This is a genomic window from Pseudomonas putida, from assembly GCF_002906855.1.
Lineage (GTDB): Bacteria > Pseudomonadota > Gammaproteobacteria > Pseudomonadales > Pseudomonadaceae > Aquipseudomonas > Aquipseudomonas putida_N.
Window position 1 is genome coordinate 1,018,971 of the sequence record NZ_MINI01000048.1, and the last position, 16,730, is coordinate 1,035,700.

Below are 16,730 nucleotides of genomic sequence, written 5' to 3' on the forward strand. Positions count from 1 at the left end.
GTGGCGAGATCATGTTATGCACGGCCGACAAGCCGGTCTGAATAGCATCCGGGCTTTCCCACCCGTGAGGCTCACATGATCGATTCGGCCAGACACCCCCTCCCCGACCCTTCTCACCCACAGACCCTTGTCGCCAGCAAGCTGCCCGCCTGGATTGCCAGTACTCAACCTGCCGAGCACAGGCACATGCGCCGCTCGGCAGGCCGGCGCAACCAGGCATTCGAACAGGCCTGTCAGCAGAGCCCCGAAGTCGCCCGTCAGCTGGTGAATGAATACGGCATACAGCGCGAGACCGAAGGCAAGCTGCAAGCCCTGCTGACTACCTTGCCGGCGCTGGAGCCGTTTGCCTCCAGGTTGCTGACCGAAGCCATTCACAAGCGGTTCGGCCAGAACCTGGATGTCACGGCAACCTATTTGATGAACGTCAGCAAAGCGGCCGCCTACAAGGAAGCGCTCGATGGCGATCCGTTCGTCACCAGCGACCGCGCCGTGAAGTTGGCTACCCAGTCATTACTGCATTGCGCCCTGCAAAACTTCGAAGCATTCGAGGCAGAGCCTGCCGGCCTGGAGATTGACGGCAACAAATCGCTGATCATCGACAGCAACCAGATCGGCATCATTTCATCCGGGGTCAAACAGCTGCCGATCGTTGCCGAAGACTTTGCGGCGATGGTCCGTGAACTGGATATCGGTGGTCAGTACCAGGCACTGATCGATGCGCTTCAGGCGCCTGCGGGCGGTCCTGACACCGCGTCGGCCTCCGAGATTTTCAGGAACGCCGAACAGGCCACCTTCCGCCTGCATGTCCATCAGGCTTACCTGCACGGTGCAATCGACAAGGCAAGCCACAGGACACTGCTCGAACTGGCCACCCACGGCGCGGCGGAGTATCAGGGGCAACCGGTACTCTGCTCGCGCATGAGACTGCTGCAGGCCACGCTGACGGGCGCAGTGGTTTTGGGGATAGCCGCTCCCGGCGCCAGCGGTGCAGGGAAATTTCCGCCTCCCACTTTCCCATATGGGGGATGGCTGCTGATCTACCTGCCTGGCCTGCCAGAACCACTGACGATGCACACCTCCAGGGCCCAGGCCGAAGCGTTTCTGCTCAAGCAGCTACCAGCACTTCGCCGCTCGAAGCATCTGGTACCCGAACGCGACAGGGCTGGCTTTTTCGAAAGGCTGCGTGACACGCTGGAGCCCTATACCTGGAACGCGGCAAAAGGTTTCAAGGAACGCATGCCCGCCCCGGATGCCCGCGTTACCCTCCACGTACAACCTTTTACCCAGCCTTTTATTGATGAACTGGTCGTCCAACGGCAGCAGCGCCTGCGCGACGATGGATTGTTCCATGCCGTGCCGACTGCGCTGGAGGACCAGAAGAGCAGCGCAAAACGCCTGGCATATTTCCAGTCGCTGGCCGTCGGCACCTTGAACATCGGCGCTTTCTTCATCCCTGGGTTGGCTCCCGTGATGCTCGGTCTGACCGTATTGCAACTCGGCCACGAGGTTTACGAAGGGCTGGCAAGCTGGGCGGACGGTGATCGTGAGCAGGCATTCGGCTATCTCATGGACGTGGTGGAAAATGCAGCGTTCGTCGCCGCGCTGGGAGCCGCTGGCGCGGCGAATGGCCGCCCGGCAGTCGAGCGGATTGGCTTGGAAACACCGTCGTTCATCGAAGCACTTGATAGCGTCGAACTGGCCGACGGCAGCCAGCGCCTCTGGCGACCCGACTTGCAAGCCTTTGCCCATGACATCGTGCTACCGGCCGACAGCAAGCCGGATAAATTCGGCTTGCACCATTACCAAGGTAAAACCTGGTTACCCATCGAAGACCACATCTATTCGGTTCGCCAGCCACCCGGTTCCGCTGACTATCATCTTCAGCCCGCCCAGCCCTCCCAGCGCTACCTCCCGGCGCTGCAGCACAACGGTGCCGGAGCCTGGCTGCTGCCACAGGACAACCCGGCCCGATGGCCAGAAATGCAGTTGTTCCGCCGCTCGGGCCACCTTGGTACGCGCTTTGATCAGCAGACAGCCGAGCATATCCTGCGCGTCAGCGGCACTGAGCCAGACGTGCTGCGGCGGGCTATCTGCAATAACCTGCGGCTGCCAGCATTGCTGGAAGACACCATGACGCGCTTCGACCTTGACCGTTCGCTCGAGCAATGGCCCGGCGACCGAGGCGCCGAATTCGAGAGGCGTTATCGCCAGTTACCTGCCAGTGAATGGCACTCGGGGCAAATCCTGGCGCAACGCTACCCGAACCTCCCAAAGCCGGCCATCGATGAGTTGCTGCACAACGCCACTCCCAAGGAATGGCTGGCGTTGTCCAAGGCCACGGTACCGGCTCGCATCGCCGAGGAAATACGAGCCTATCAGCAGCAGGTTCGCTTAAGCCGCGCCTATGAAGGGTTTTACCTGAATGGGCCGCGTAACTGGGACACTGATCGACTGGCGATGCATAGCCTCGAGCGCCTGCCGGGCTGGATTGCGGACAGCGCCATTGGCCTGGAGCAACATCAGAGCCCGTTCCAACTCGACAGCATCGGCGACCCACTCGCCACCACGCGCAAAACGATCTCGAGCGGGTATTCGGGTTACCTGGTCACGGACGCGGGCCAACAGCCCAGCGCGGCATTGCCTTCCATCTTTGCCGCACTGTACGAAGCCTTGAGCCCGGCTCAGCGCGCTGCATTGGGTATCGTCGATGCAGGCGAGTTGCGCAGGGCCATCCAGAAGGCGCCGTTCATTCCCCGAGAGACCGCGAAAAAAATACTCGGGATGCAGCCAACAAGGCCCGGCTATCGTCCCCCCATGCGCCTTGCCGATGGGCGCCTTGGCTACCCGCTGGGCGGCAGTCGCGCGCGAGCTGGTAGTGTTTCGCGGCATAACCTGCTTGCCCGAATCCGCCAGCTTGGCCAGGCGGTGCCACAACCCAGGCCCGCCGAACAGATACTGGCCACCCTGGAGAACCGATATCCGAGCCGAGCGCAGACTGACGAGCTGCTGCAGGAACTGAGCGAGCAGCACAGGCAGCTGCAAAGGCACCTCACCGACTGGCGTGACCTGGCCCTGTTGCTTCAGCGACCAGAGCCCGACGAATTCCAGCGCTTGTCGAATGCAATTTCCCAGTACTGGTATGACCGGGCATTCCTCAATGCCAACGAAAGCCCGGCCCCGCTTCGGCTGGAGCGGTTGTCGATGGCGGACTTCCCCCTGAACCTGCCCGAAAGCTTCACCAGCAGTGTCACCGAACTGGAACTTGTCGACACGTTTCCAGAGGATTTCACAAGCTACAGTCAACATGCGCCACAACTGAACGGCCTGCTGCACCCGTTCGGCAACCTGCGCTCGCTGCAGGTCAGGCGTAGTTACCGGGCAGAGGCGCCACCGTCCCCGTTCCAGTTCAGCCTGCCACTGATCGCACAGCATCTGCCGCAGCTGGAAACACTCGGCCTGATCAACCAGAACCTGTCCATTTCATCCACCGACATTGCCAGCCTGGCGGGGCTTAGCCATCTGCGCAGGCTGGATCTGAGCGGCAATCGCTTGTCCGAGCAGTACCCGCCCAGCTTCGACGAGTTGCGGCTGGACTCCCTGGGGCTCGACCGGATGGCTCTGGATCATTGGCCTGAGGGGGTGGGCTATAACAGCGTGACGCAGATCCAGAACCTGTCGCTGCGCGACAACCGCATTACCCTGTTGCCTGATTTACTGCTCAGTGGCCGCGTCAACGTGGCTGAGCATGGGCATATCGATTTGCAGGGCAACAATATTCTCGACCAGCACCTGCTGCGTATCCTGCTGAGCGAGCAAGCACGCGCCACGCGCTTCCTGGTGGATCAGCCCAGCGAAGTCCAGCGTTACCTGGCCGAGCAACTGCAGTTACGTCAACAGTTGCAGGATTTCGTCGATAACTACGTCAATGCCTCAAGCTCCTCATCGATGCCGACCCAGGCCGTGCTGACATCTCGCACACGTATAGCCACGGCATTGAGCGAGTTCTGGCAGCATCAGGAAACAGGCACCACGCATTCCCCCTTACGCTTGACCAACGTGGTGCTCGAGCAAATGCCCGCCCGCTTGCCGGCGTTCTTCACCGAGCGGGTGCGCAATCTCGCACTGGAGAATGTGAGCGGCTCCACGGCACATCTGGATACCCTTCTCGCCCAATTTCCCCATGTGACACGCCTCACCATCGATGGCTATGTGAGTGCCCAGCAGAGCCTCCCTCGCGCCTTGCATCGCCTGCCACGCTTGACCGATCTGGCATTGCTCAATATCGGCCTCGACATTGACGACAACCTGCTCGATGGCTTGGCCAGCGTGGACGGCCTGCAGTCGCTGGACCTGGGCAGCAACCGAATGGGCATGGTGACCCATGCACCGGGAGCACTCAGGTCGCTGCGTCGGCTGGACCTGAACGACACGCAGCTGAGCCAGTGGCCGACTTGGGTCAATGACCTGCTGCCCCTGGAAATGCTGGACTTGAGCGATAACCAGCTGACCGCATTACCCGACTTCGTGCTTGCCAACCTCGACAGCGGGTTCCCGATCACTTCGATCCAGCTGTTCAACAACCCCATCAGCGATCAGACCTATCTGCGCGCCCGAGCGTCGTCAGACAGCCAGCACAGCTATACATTCGCGATGGACGTGCCGGACCACCTGACCGACTCATCGGACGACGCCATGGCATTGGGTCACTTTCACATCCCTCTGCTTGACACCGCAGGCGATCGGCCCGACCTCAATGACTGGCTGCTTGGCTCTACAAGCGAAAACGAGGCCATGAGGGACTGCTGGGAGCAACTTGAGGACGCAGGGGATTCGGCAAACCTGTTGGCCCTGGTGGGCCGCCTCCGGCAAGCGGCGCCCTATCAGAACGACGCGACACGCGTGGCTTTCAGCCAACGGGTGCGCCGGGTACTGGTCAAGGCGGTGGTGGACAGCGCTGACCGCGCGCTGCTCAACCATCAGGCCGGCGAGGCATTGCTCCAGCCTTCGGGTGACCAGACCTGCCACGACGGTGCGCTGCTGGTGTTTCAGGACATCGAACTGTTTATTGCCAACGAACGCTTACAGGTAGCCTCGGCAGACACGGAGGGTAACCTGTACCTGGAACTGCGGCGGTTGTACCGGCTGCATGCACTGGACGAAGTGGCAAAAAGCGAAGCAGGCATGCGCGACGTGGCGGAAGTACGGCTGACCTACCGACGAGAGTTGAATGACTCACTGCAACTCGGGCTCCCGAACGACCACCTGCTCTACGCGGTCAACGCCAGCCAGGACGAACTGATCTATGCCGAGCAGCAAGTGCAACGGGGCGAGCTCAGCGACGCTTTCCTCGATTTCGCAGCGGGCAATGAGCGCTGGGTACAACACCTGCGCCTCACCCACGCCACGCGCTTCGCACAGATCGAGCAAGACTACCAAGCACAAGTGCTGGCGATGCCGGAACAACACCCAGACACCCCCCTCGATCAACTCGGGACAGCGTTTGCTGCATTTGAAAGGAGCAGGCAAGCTCGCGAACGGCGCCTGATTCGCGAACTCACCTCATTCGCCGCCCCAGAACGCAAGCCGCGCTCCGCCAGCGAGTAACCCCTTGCCTGGCCGCTAGCGCCCGTAGCGCTCGCGGCCCCAGGCGAGCAGGCTTACGAGCAGCCCTCTCAGGACGCCCTGGGTCGGCAGCGCCAAGTCTTCTCGGTAGGCGAAAGGTTCGATCTCATTCATGTAGGTGCTTTGTGCCAACTCCAGTTGCACGGCATGGATATGGTTTGCCGGATCACCATAATGACGCGTGATATGCCCCCCCTTGAAGCGGCCATTGAGCACATGGCTGTACCCCTCGGCCTGGCCGCAGACCGCCTCCAGGCGCTCGGCCAGCTGCGGATCACAGCTGGCACCGTTGAAGGTCCCCAGGTTGAAGTCCGGCAGCTTGCCCTCGAACAAGTGCGGGATCTGCGAGCGGATCGAGTGCGCATCCCACAGCAGTGCATAACCATGGGCTTCACGCAGGCGCGCCAGCTCGCTCTGGATCGTGTTGTGATAAGGGCGCCAGATCGACTCCAGGTAGGCCTTGCGCTCCTCGGCGGTCGGCTCAAGCCCTTTCTTGAACAGCGGCTCGCCATCGAACAGCGTGGCCGGGTACAAGCCGGTAGTAGCACCGGCGTACAACGGTTTGTCGTCGTCCGGGCGGTTCAGGTCGATGACGAAGCGCGAATACTCCGCAGCCACCACGCTGGCGCCCATCTCGCGGGCAAAGTCGTACAACCGTGGAATGTGCCAATCAGTGTCAGGCAGGCTGCGCGCCTGGTCGACCAGGCCTTCACGCACGGTGTCGCTCAGCCGCAGCCCTGCATGGGGCATGCTGATCAGCAGCGGCAGGCGGCCTTGGTGGAAACTCAGTACCTTGTCCATCGTGCCTCGCTCAGTTGGAAATTTCGTGGCCCTTGCGCACCACGCGCTTGGGGAGGTCGCCGCCGAGCCAGTAGGCCAGGTCGGCAGGACGGGAGATCTGCCAGGCAACGAAGTCGGCGACCTTGCCGACCTCCAGCGAACCGTGGCTGTCACCCAGGCCGAGTGCCGTGGCGGCATGCAGGGTGACGCCGGCCAAGGCCTCTTCCGGGGTCATGCGGAACAGCGTGCAACCCATGTTCAGCATCAGGCGCAGCGACAAGCCAGGCGAGGTGCCAGGGTTGAGGTCACTGGCCAGAGCAATCTTCACGCCGTGGCGACGCAGGGCGTCCATCGGCGGCAGCTGGGTTTCGCGCAGGAAATAGAAAGCACCCGGCAGCAGCACGGCAACGGTGCCGGCCTTGGCCATGGCGATCGCGTCCTCCTCGGTCATGAACTCCAGGTGGTCGGCCGACAACGCCTGATAACGCGCTGCCAGGCTGGAGCCGTGCAGCGAAGACAGCTGCTCGGCATGCAGCTTCACCGGCAGGCCCAGTGCATGTGCCTTGATGAACACCTTTTCGACCTGTGCCGGCGAAAACGCCAGGTGTTCGCAGAAGGCGTCCACCGCATCCACCAGGCCTTCGGCCGCCAGGGCAGGCAGCATTTCGTCGCAGATGTGGGCAATGTAGTCGTCAGAACGGCCGGCGTACTCCGGCGGCAAGGCATGGGCGGCCAGGCAGGTGGCGCGCACGGCCAATGGCAGCTCGTCGGCCAGGCGCCGAGCCACGCGCAGCATCTTGCGCTCGTTGGCCAGGTCCAGGCCGTAGCCCGACTTGACCTCGATAGTGGTGACGCCATCGCGCATCAACGCCTGAACCCTCTGACGCGCACTGGCGAACAGTTCGTCCTCGCTGGCCGCGCGGGTGGCCCGCACGGTGCTGGCGATACCACCGCCCTGGGCGGCGATGTCGGCATAGCTCACGCCCTGCAGGCGCTGTTCGAACTCGCCACTACGGTTGCCACCGAACACCGCATGGGTATGGCAATCGATCAGCCCCGGGGTGACCCAGGCGCCGCTCAGGTCCACCGTGCGGTCAACCTCGAAGGGCTGCAGCTCGGCGCGAGGGCCGATCCATTCGATCAGCCCGGCGCAGGTGACGATGGCCGCGTCCTCGATGATCGAGTAACGGCCCTCGGCCAGGGTTGCCGCGTGGCAGTGCTGCCAGAGGGTTCTCATGTGCAATCTCCTTGACTAGCGGTGCAGCTCGACCGGCACGTGCTTGCCTGCACGTGGCTTGCACCACAGCAGGTAGGACGCCACCAGGAACACCACCCAGACCACGCCGACCAGCAAGGCCGCCTGGGTATCCGGGAAGTAACCGAGCACACCGAAAATGAACACCATGAAGGCAATGGCCATGGCCGGGCCGTATGGCCAGAACGGTACCGGGAATTTCAGCTGGGCTGCCTCTTCAGCACTCATGCTGCGGCGCATGGCAACCTGGGTGACCAGGATCATCAGCCATACCCACACGGTCGCGAAGGTGGCGATGGAGGCGATCAGCAGGAACACGTTTTCCGGGATCAGGTAGTTGAGCAGCACGCCAACCAGCAGCGCCGCGCCCATCACCACCACGGTCATCCATGGCACGCCGTGCTTCGACAACTTGCCGAAGCTGCGTGGCGCGTGGCCTTGCTGGGCCAGGCCGTACATCATGCGGCCGGCGCCGAAGATGTCGCTGTTGATTGCCGAGATCGCAGCCGAGATCACCACGATGTTCAGCACCGCGGCGGCGGAGCCAATGCCGAGATGGCTGAAGATCTGCACGAACGGGCTGCCTTCGCTGCCGATCTGCGGCCACGGATACAGGCACATCAGCACGAACAGGGTCAGCACATAGAACAGCAGGATGCGCAGGGGCACGGCGTTGATCGCCTTGGGGATGACGCGCTGTGGGTCCTTGGCTTCACCGGCGGTGACGCCGATGATCTCGATGCCACCGAAGGCGAACATCACCACGGCGAGCGAGGCGATCAGGCCGCCGATGCCGTTTGGCATGAAGCCGCCATGCTCGATCAGGTTGCTGATGCCCACGGCATGCTCGCCACTCACCTGGCTGAAGCCGAAGGCCATGATGCCGAGGCCGGCCAGGATCATCGCCACGATGGCGCCGACCTTGAGCAGCGACAGCCAGAACTCCATTTCGCCGAACACCTTGACGTTGCACAGGTTGAGGCCGCCGATCACGAAGACGATGCCCAGTACCCAGATCCAGCGGGCCACTTCCGGGAACCAGAAGCCCATGTAGATACCGAAGGCGGTGATGTCGGCGATGGCCACGATGACCATCTCGAAGGCGTAGGTCCAACCGAGGATGAAGCCGGCCATGGGGCCGAGGTAGGTGGTGGCGTAGTGCCCGAAGGAGCCGGCCACCGGGTTGTGCACGGCCATCTCGCCGAGGGCGCGCATGACCATGAACACCGCAGCGCCGCCGATCAGGTACGCCAGCAGCACGGCCGGGCCGGCCATCTGGATGGCCGAGGCGGAGCCGTAGAACAGGCCGGTGCCGATGGCGGAGCCAAGGGCCATGAAACGGATGTGGCGGGCCGTTAGCCCGCGCTTGAGACCTTGAGCTTGTTGCATGTCACGTCCTTAAATTGTTTTTGTGGTCGTGAGGTCGATGGGGGCTGCCGTGCAGCCCAATCGCCGGCAAGCCGGCTCCCACAGAGAGCGGGTTATAGCTGTCTATGTGGGAGCCGGCTCGCCGGCGACGGGCCGCAAAGCGGCCCCGGGGCATCACAGGCTAGGCAGGACACCAGCAGGCAGCAGCCCGGTCAGGCTGCCCCTGGCCAGCAGCTCGACGGCTGCCTCGATGTCTGGCGCGAAGAAGCGGTCACGGTCGTAGTGCGGCACTTCACGACGCAGCGCCTGACGCGCCTGCTCCAGCTTCGTCGAGGTCTTCAGGCCTTTGCGCAGGTCCAGCCCCTGACACGCACCCAGCCATTCGATGGCCAGCACGCCACGGGTGTTCTCGGCCATTTCCCACAGGCGCTTGCCAGCAGCCGGGGCCATCGACACGTGGTCTTCCTGGTTGGCCGAGGTCGGCAGGCTATCGACACTGTGTGGGTGCGACAAGGCCTTGTTCTCGCTGGCCAGGGCAGCTGCGGTGACCTGGGCAATCATGAAGCCGGAGTTGACGCCGCCGTTTTCCACCAGAAATGGCGGCAGCTGGGACATGTGCTTGTCCATCATCAGCGAGATGCGGCGCTCGCTCAGCGAACCGATCTCGGCGATCGCCAGGGCGAGGTTGTCGGCGGCCATGGCCACCGGCTCGGCGTGGAAGTTGCCGCCGGAAATCACGTCGCCTTCGGCGGCGAACACCAACGGGTTGTCCGACACGGCGTTGGCTTCGATGCCCAGCACTTCGGCAGCCTGGCGGATCTGGGTCAGGCAGGCGCCCATGACCTGTGGCTGGCAGCGCAGCGAGTATGGGTCCTGGACCTTGTCGCAGTTCTTGTGCGACAGCGACACTTCGCTGGAGTCGCCCAGCAGGTCGCGGAAGCAGGAAGCGGTGTCGATCTGGCCACGCTGACCACGCACTTCGTGAACACGCGCATCGAACGGCGAACGCGAACCCAGCGCCGCCTCAACGCTCAGGCCACCGCAGGCGATGGCGGCGGCATACAGGTCTTCTGCCTGGAACAGGCCACGCAGGGCGTAGGCGGTGGAAGCCTGGGTGCCGTTGAGCAGGGCCAGGCCCTCCTTGGCAGCCAGGGTCAGCGGCTCGAGGCCGGCGACCGCCAGGGCTTCGGTAGCCGACAGCCACTGGCCCTGATGCCGGGCCTTGCCTTCGCCCAGCAGTACCAGCGACATGTGCGCCAGCGGTGCCAGGTCGCCGGAGGCGCCGACCGAGCCCTTGAGCGGGATGTGCGGGTATACCTCGGCGTTGACCAGGGCGATCAGCGCATCGATGACTTTGCGGCGGATACCGGAGAAACCGCGGCTGAGGCTGTTGATCTTGAGGACCATGATCAGCCGCACCAGAGCGTCGTCCAGCGGCGCACCGATACCGGCGGCGTGGGACAGCACCAGCGAGCGCTGCAGGTTCTCGAGGTCGTGGCTGGCGATGCGGGTCGAGGCCAGCAGGCCGAAACCGGTGTTGATGCCGTAGGCGGTACGGTCTTCGGCAATGATCTGCTCAACGCAGGCGACGCTGGCGTCGATGGCCGGGCCAGCACTGGCGTCCAGTTGCAGGCGCAGCGGTGCGGCGTGGATGGCGCGCAGTTGGGCCAGGGTCAGGGTGCCGGGCTTGAGGGTCAGTACGGTCACTTCGCTACTCCAATTCTGTCAGGGGCCCGCAGGCCCCTCTTATTGTTCAGTATCACTCAAAGCGCAGCGATCAGCCCGTGATCATTGGCAGGTCGAGGCCCTGCTCCTTGGCGCAGTCGATAGCGATGTCGTAACCGGCATCGGCGTGGCGCATCACGCCAGTCCCCGGGTCGTTGGTCAGCACGCGAGCGATACGCTCGGCGGCTTCATCGGTACCGTCGCAGACGATGACCATGCCCGAGTGCTGGGAGAAGCCCATGCCCACGCCACCGCCGTGGTGCAGCGAAACCCAGGTGGCGCCGCCTGCGGTGTTGAGCAGGGCGTTGAGCAGCGGCCAGTCGGACACGGCGTCGGAGCCGTCGCGCATGGCTTCGGTTTCGCGGTTGGGGCTGGACACGGAACCTGAGTCCAGGTGGTCGCGGCCGATCACCACCGGCGCCGACAGCTCGCCGCTGCGGACCATTTCGTTGAAGGCCAGGCCGAGCTTGGCGCGCAGGCCCAGGCCAACCCAGCAGATACGGGCCGGCAGGCCCTGGAAGCTGATGCGCTCGCGGGCCATGTCCAGCCAGCGGTGCAGGTGGGCGTCGTCGGGGATCAGTTCCTTGACCTTGGCGTCGGTCTTGTAGATGTCTTCGGCATCACCGGACAGCGCCGCCCAGCGGAACGGGCCGATGCCGCGGCAGAACAGCGGGCGGATGTAGGCCGGGACGAAGCCTGGGAAATCGAAGGCGTTGGCCACGCCCTCTTCCTTGGCCATCTGGCGGATGTTGTTGCCGTAGTCGAAGGTCGGGATGCCCTGCTTCTGGAAGTCGAGCATGGCCTGTACGTGCACGGCCATCGACTGCTTGGCGGCCTTGACCACTGCAGCCGGTTCGGTCTGCGCGCGGTCGCGGTACTGCTCCCAGGTCCAGCCGGCTGGCAGGTAGCCGTTCAGTGGGTCGTGGGCGCTGGTCTGGTCGGTGACCATGTCCGGGCGCACGCCACGCTTGACCAGCTCTGGCAGGATTTCGGCGGCGTTGCCGTGCAGGGCAATGGAGATTGCCTTGCCTTCGGCGGTGTACTTGGCAATACGCGACAGAGCGTCGTCGAGGTCAGTGGCCTGTTCGTCGACGTAGCGGGTTTCCAGGCGGAAGTCGATGCGGCTCTGCTGGCATTCGATGTTCAGCGAGCAGGCACCGGCCAGGGTGGCGGCCAGTGGCTGGGCGCCGCCCATGCCGCCGAGGCCGGCGGTCAGTACCCACTTGCCTTTGAGGCTGCCACCGTAGTGCTGGCGGCCGGCTTCGACGAAGGTTTCGTAGGTGCCCTGGACGATGCCCTGGCTGCCGATGTAGATCCAGCTGCCGGCGGTCATCTGGCCGTACATGGCCAGGCCCTTGGCGTCCAGTTCGTTGAAGTGTTCCCAGTTGGCCCAGTGCGGCACCAGGTTGGAGTTGGCGATCAGTACACGCGGGGCGTTGCTGTGGGTCTTGAACACGCCGACCGGCTTGCCCGACTGCACCAGCAGGGTTTCGTCGTCTTCCAGGCGGGTCAGGGTTTCGACGATCTTGTCGTAGCAGGCCCAGTTGCGCGCGGCGCGGCCGATGCCGCCATACACCACCAGCTCTTTGGGATTTTCCGCGACCTGCGGGTCGAGGTTGTTCATCAGCATGCGCAGTGGCGCTTCGGTCAGCCAGCTCTTGGCGGTCAGCTTGTTGCCACGTGGGGCACGGATTTCAACGTCACGGTATTTGTTGTTGTCGGTCACGGGAAGGTCCTCGGCGGTTGTCCGCGGGCAGTTGTGTCGTGGTCAATATACAAACACATCTTTACTTGTATGTACAAGCATGGACAACCAAAATAGTTGGACCCTGCCGTTCTTGGCTTGAGATTTATGTTGGCGCGCAGATCGAGCGCCGCCCGCGCGGCGCATCGCGAGCTGCGCTCGCTCCTACGTTTGTTTCGGGCCAATGTTTTCTGGGGGATTTGCGCGCGGACGCCTTGGCGCATGGAACGATATCGCGTCGTACCAAGAAGGCGGCCGCGCGCGCCTGTCACAGGCGTTACTGGCCCGAAACAAACGTAGGAGCGAGCAAAGCTCGCGATGCGCCGCGCGGGCGGCGCTCGATTTCACAGGCGCTAAAAACCTAAAGGCGAACCCTCAGCGCCCTACCAGCTCGATCAGACAGAATCGCCCCTGAACATCCAGCCCCAGCAACCCATCATTGCCCTCCAGCCGCAGGCAGTCATGCAGGCCCAATCGCTGTGTTTCATGCCCAGCCATCGCCACTTCAACCTGATTGCTCGCGGCAAACAGCAACACCGTCGACGCCGAGCTGTACAGCCGGCTGGTGCCGTCGAACCACTGCAAGCGCGCCCGATAGCGCTGCGGCGCATAGATCAGGTTGAAGTCGCGGATCGCCCCACCGAGCAATTTGCAGCTGACCTGGCTCTCGCCACTGAAGGCGAATGCATCGAACGGCAGCAGCGGCCGGCTGGCCTGGTCGTCGACCAGCAAGCGCATGCCTTCGCCCTGCAGCACGGTAATGATCCGCTGGTAGCCGGCAAACACGGAAAACCCGCCCGATTCCTCGATATCGGCGATCGACAGGCGCCAGCCGAAGCCATCGAGCCCCTCGCCGTTGTCGCGGGTGATCTCTTCGGTGAAACCGCCACCGTTCTTCCAGGGCATGCGCGGGTAATCCTGCGCACGCAGCAACTGCAACTGGGTCATTTACTGAAACGTCCTTCAAGGCGGTGACGGGAACCGGGGTGAATCAGCCGGGCGGCAGTTACTGGCTGGCGGCCGGACCAGGTACGACGGCGGATCAGCAGGCAGGGCTCGCCGCGCTCGATCTGCAGCAGGCGGCACTCTTCGGGCTCGGCGAGAATCGCCTCGACCACGTGCTCGCCTTCGGTCAGCGGCGCGACCTGGGACAAATAGGCATAAGGCGTCTGCCGGGTGAAGTCCTGCTTGAGGTACTCGGGGGCAATCGCTGCGTTGACGTAGCGGTCTTCGATCTGCACTGGCACGCCGTTCTCGTAATGCACGATCAACGAGTGGAACACCCGCTGCCCTTCGCGCATGTCCAGGGCCAGGGCGCGCTCGGAACCGGCGGCCTCCTCGGCCAGCTTGATCACCTGGCAGCTATGCTGGTGGCCACGACCGGCGATCTCGTCGGCGATGTTGTTGACCTCGAACAACGCCGAACGGGACTTGGGCTCGGCGACGAAGGTACCCACGCCCTGCATCCGCACCAGCAGGCCTTCAGCAGTGAGTTCACGCAAGGCGCGGTTGATGGTCATGCGACTGAAGCCCAGCTCGCTGACCAGTTCGCTCTCCGAAGGCACCCGGTGATGCGGTGGCCAGCTGCCGTTTTCGATCTGCTGGATGATCATCTGCTTGACCCGGGCATACAGCGGCGCCGGGCCCTCGCCCATCTGGGCAACCAGCGCGGAGACAGGAGGTGTCGGCACGGCGTTGAGTCCTTAGGCAATGGAATGAGCGGTAGCTTGCCGCAGTTTACCCGGCAGGCAAACGCCTGTATATGTATATACAAGTTAAACAATAACAGGATTTTTGCCGATGTCCGCCTATTTTGCCGAACGCGCCCTGCTGCCCACGGGCTGGGCCAGTAACGTCCGCTTCGAAGTCTCCAGTGATGGCCTGCTGAGCCGGATCGAAGCCGACGCCTCGGCCGAAGGCGCCGAGCGCCTGGCCGGGCCGCTGCTACCGGGCATGCCCAACCTGCACTCGCATGCGTTCCAGCGGGCCATGGCGGGGCTGGCGGAAGTCGCGGGCAACCCCAACGACAGCTTCTGGACCTGGCGTGAACTGATGTATCGGCTGGTCGGCAAGATCACCCCGGAACAGCTGCAGGTCATTGCCCGCCAGCTGTACATCGAGATGCTCAAGGCTGGTTACACCTCGGTGGCAGAATTCCACTACGTGCACCATGACCAAGCGGGCAAGGCCTACGCCGACCCGGCCGAGCTGTCCCGTCGCATCAGTGCGGCTGCGGCCAGCAGCGGCATCGGCCTGACCTTGCTGCCGGTGCTGTACAGCCATGCCGGTTTCGGCGGCCAGGCACCGAATGAAGGGCAGCGACGCTTCATCAATTCAACTGAACAATACCTGCAACTGCAGGCGCAGCTGGCGCCAGCGTTGGCAGCACAACCCGCGCAACAGCTGGGCTTGTGCTTCCACTCACTGCGCGCGGTCACGCCCGGTCAGATCGCCGAGGTGCTGGCGGCCGGCAATCAGCAATGTCCGATTCATATCCACATCGCCGAACAGCAGAAGGAAGTCGACGACTGCCTGGCCTGGAGCGGGCTGCGGCCGCTGCAGTGGCTGTATGAACATGTCCACGTGGACCACCGCTGGTGCCTGGTGCACGCCACCCACGCCAAAGTCGACGAAGTAACGGCCATGGCGCGCAGTGGCGCAGTGGCCGGCTTGTGCCTGACCACCGAAGCCAACCTGGGCGACGGTATCTTCCCGGCGGTGGACTTCCTGGCCCAGGGCGGGCGCATGGGCATTGGCTCGGACAGCCATGTGTCGCTGAGCGTGGTCGAGGAGCTGCGTTGGCTGGAATACGGTCAGCGCCTGCGGGATCAGCGGCGTAACCGGCTGTACCGCGGCGACCAGCCGATGGTCGGGCGCACGCTGTATGACGCGGCGCTGGCTGGAGGGGCTCAGGCACTGGGGCAGCAGGTTGGTGAATTGGCGGTAGGCAAGCGGGCCGACTGGCTAGTGCTGGATGGGCAGGACCCGTATATCGCCATGGCCGAGGGAGACGGCATTCTCAACCGCTGGCTGTTCGCGGGCGGCGACCGTCAGGTGCGGGATGTGATGGTCAATGGCAAATGGGTGGTGCGCCAAGGGCAGCATGCCCACGAAGAGGAAAGCCGACAGGCGTTTGCCGGTGTGTTGCGAGCGCTACTGAGCTGAATGCAGAGGGGCCGCTAAAGCGGCCCCCGTCTTATCAATGCATCTGCACAATCTGCTTGTCCGGCGTACGCCAGATCAAGCGGCTGGTGTCATAGCCCTGCTGGCGGGCCTTGGACATCAGGCTCTCGCGCTCCCACACCGGCAGCGTCGGCGTGCGCGAAAGGATCCACAGGTACTTGCGGTCCGGGCTGCCGACGATCGCGGTGCGGTAGTGGTCGTCCACGTACAGTATCCAGTACTCGCCTTTGGCCACGCCCGGTACCAGGCGGGTAAACCAGTTGTCGAACTCCACCCACAGCCTGTCGGTGTGCCCCGGCTCCTGGATGTTGGCGTGCCCCTCGGCGCGCAGCCATTCATCCCCCATCGTGCGGCAGCGGTTGAGCACACCGTACGAGCCATCGGGCTTGAGGTTGTAATGCGCTTCGGACTGCGCGCACTCGGCCTGGTACTTCATCGGCAGGCGCGCCAGTTCGTACCACTTGCCCTGATAGCGCTTGAGGTCGACATTACCGGCGGTCTTCGGCGCCAGCGGGTCGGTGGCGGAGGTGGCACAGCCCCCCAGCAACATGACCAGGCACAGCCCCAGCAGTACGTGCAGACGCCTCATTTGAGGCCCTGCCCGGAGTAGATCAGCACCTTGTCGGCCGCGTATTGCACGCTGATGAAGCTCTTTTCGTCCCCCCAGGTACAGCTGCTCATGCCCAGCGCGCCGGAGCACTCGGTGGGCGTGCCGAGCAGTTGCTCGACCTCGGCCTTGTTCATGCCGGCCTTGAGCTTGGAATAGTTTTCCTGATTGATCTTGCTGCACGCAGTCAGGACGACGCACAAGGACAACAGGGCGAGGGAACGCAACGACATGAAGGGACACTCCTGGAAAATAGACACAGGCGAGTGGCCTGCAGTGTCCTTCGACGGGAAAAACCCTCCCTGGTTCCCTGGCGACACCGCTTTAGTCGTAAGCCGTTGGTCGGCTGGACCTGCGCAAACGATTAATGTTTTGCCGCGCCGCGACGACACAGCGAGCACGCTGTGGCGCATGGCCACAGCGCCCTCCTATGCCTTGCCTTGTGC

At 63.5% G+C, this 16,730-nt stretch carries 11 protein-coding genes; 2 read left to right on the forward strand and 9 right to left on the reverse strand.

Annotation, left to right across the window (positions count from 1 at the left end; translation table 11 throughout):
• Nucleotides 1-186: 186 nt before the first annotated feature.
• Complete coding sequence (locus tag BGP85_RS27435) at nt 187-5,604, forward strand: dermonecrotic toxin domain-containing protein (protein WP_181004442.1); 5,418 nt, start codon at nt 187-189, stop codon at nt 5,602-5,604.
• Nucleotides 5,605-5,619: 15 nt separating this feature from the next.
• On the opposite strand, the gene hutG is transcribed toward BGP85_RS27435, so the two are convergent.
• From hutG to hutC, 7 genes are all read right to left on the reverse strand, one after another.
• On the reverse strand, nt 5,620-6,423 hold the full coding sequence (gene hutG / locus BGP85_RS27440; protein ID WP_103446017.1) for an N-formylglutamate deformylase: 804 nt from the start codon (nt 6,421-6,423) through the stop codon (nt 5,620-5,622).
• Between the two features lie 10 nt (nt 6,424-6,433).
• Nucleotides 6,434-7,639, reverse strand: a complete 1,206-nt coding sequence (gene hutI / locus BGP85_RS27445) for an imidazolonepropionase (RefSeq protein WP_103446018.1) — start codon at nt 7,637-7,639, stop codon at nt 6,434-6,436.
• 15 nt (nt 7,640-7,654) lie between these two features.
• Nucleotides 7,655-9,046 carry an amino acid permease gene (locus BGP85_RS27450; RefSeq protein ID WP_103446019.1) on the reverse strand — a complete coding sequence of 464 codons (1,392 nt, stop codon included), beginning with the start codon at nt 9,044-9,046 and terminating at the stop codon, nt 7,655-7,657.
• 153 nt (nt 9,047-9,199) lie between these two features.
• Complete coding sequence (hutH, locus tag BGP85_RS27455; RefSeq protein ID WP_103446020.1) at nt 9,200-10,732, reverse strand: histidine ammonia-lyase; 1,533 nt, start codon at nt 10,730-10,732, stop codon at nt 9,200-9,202.
• A 70-nt stretch (nt 10,733-10,802) separates the two neighbouring features.
• Nucleotides 10,803-12,476, reverse strand: a complete 1,674-nt coding sequence (gene hutU, locus BGP85_RS27460) for a urocanate hydratase (RefSeq protein ID WP_103446021.1) — start codon at nt 12,474-12,476, stop codon at nt 10,803-10,805.
• A 393-nt stretch (nt 12,477-12,869) separates the two neighbouring features.
• Nucleotides 12,870-13,442: a HutD/Ves family protein gene (locus BGP85_RS27465; protein WP_103446022.1), complete on the reverse strand. Its 573-nt coding sequence runs from the start codon at nt 13,440-13,442 to the stop codon at nt 12,870-12,872.
• Nucleotides 13,439-14,149 carry a histidine utilization repressor gene (gene hutC, locus BGP85_RS27470; RefSeq protein WP_178083372.1) on the reverse strand — a complete coding sequence of 237 codons (711 nt, stop codon included), beginning with the start codon at nt 14,147-14,149 and terminating at the stop codon, nt 13,439-13,441. Before hutC ends, BGP85_RS27465 begins: the two co-directional genes overlap by 4 nt.
• 145 nt (nt 14,150-14,294) lie before the next feature.
• Between hutC and BGP85_RS27475 the strand changes: the two genes are divergently transcribed.
• A complete protein-coding gene (locus BGP85_RS27475; protein WP_103446024.1) occupies nt 14,295-15,659 on the forward strand; it encodes a formimidoylglutamate deiminase in 1,365 nt (454 codons plus the stop codon).
• Between the two features lie 34 nt (nt 15,660-15,693).
• Here the strand turns inward: BGP85_RS27475 and BGP85_RS27480 are convergent, their stop codons facing one another.
• Together BGP85_RS27480 and bamE are read right to left on the reverse strand one after the other, a co-directional pair.
• A complete protein-coding gene (locus BGP85_RS27480) occupies nt 15,694-16,266 on the reverse strand; it encodes a lipocalin family protein (RefSeq protein WP_103446025.1) in 573 nt (190 codons plus the stop codon).
• Complete coding sequence (gene bamE, locus BGP85_RS27485; RefSeq protein ID WP_027921036.1) at nt 16,263-16,517, reverse strand: outer membrane protein assembly factor BamE domain-containing protein; 255 nt, start codon at nt 16,515-16,517, stop codon at nt 16,263-16,265. Before bamE ends, BGP85_RS27480 begins: the two co-directional genes overlap by 4 nt.
• Nucleotides 16,518-16,730 lie beyond the last annotated feature (213 nt).

What these genes read in the sequence shown, in the direction of transcription:
- BGP85_RS27435 (WP_181004442.1), top strand. Translation starts at nt 187, where the DNA reads ATGCGCCGCTCGGCAGGCCGGCGCAACCAGGCATTCGAACAGGCCTGT.
- hutG (WP_103446017.1), bottom strand. Translation starts at nt 6,423, where the DNA reads ATGGACAAGGTACTGAGTTTCCACCAAGGCCGCCTGCCGCTGCTGATC.
- hutI (WP_103446018.1), bottom strand. Translation starts at nt 7,639, where the DNA reads ATGAGAACCCTCTGGCAGCACTGCCACGCGGCAACCCTGGCCGAGGGC.
- BGP85_RS27450 (WP_103446019.1), bottom strand. Translation starts at nt 9,046, where the DNA reads ATGCAACAAGCTCAAGGTCTCAAGCGCGGGCTAACGGCCCGCCACATC.
- BGP85_RS27465 (WP_103446022.1), bottom strand. Translation starts at nt 13,442, where the DNA reads ATGACCCAGTTGCAGTTGCTGCGTGCGCAGGATTACCCGCGCATGCCC.
- hutC (WP_178083372.1), bottom strand. Translation starts at nt 14,149, where the DNA reads ATGGGCGAGGGCCCGGCGCCGCTGTATGCCCGGGTCAAGCAGATGATC.
- BGP85_RS27475 (WP_103446024.1), top strand. Translation starts at nt 14,295, where the DNA reads ATGTCCGCCTATTTTGCCGAACGCGCCCTGCTGCCCACGGGCTGGGCC.
- BGP85_RS27480 (WP_103446025.1), bottom strand. Translation starts at nt 16,266, where the DNA reads ATGAGGCGTCTGCACGTACTGCTGGGGCTGTGCCTGGTCATGTTGCTG.
- bamE (WP_027921036.1), bottom strand. Translation starts at nt 16,517, where the DNA reads ATGTCGTTGCGTTCCCTCGCCCTGTTGTCCTTGTGCGTCGTCCTGACT.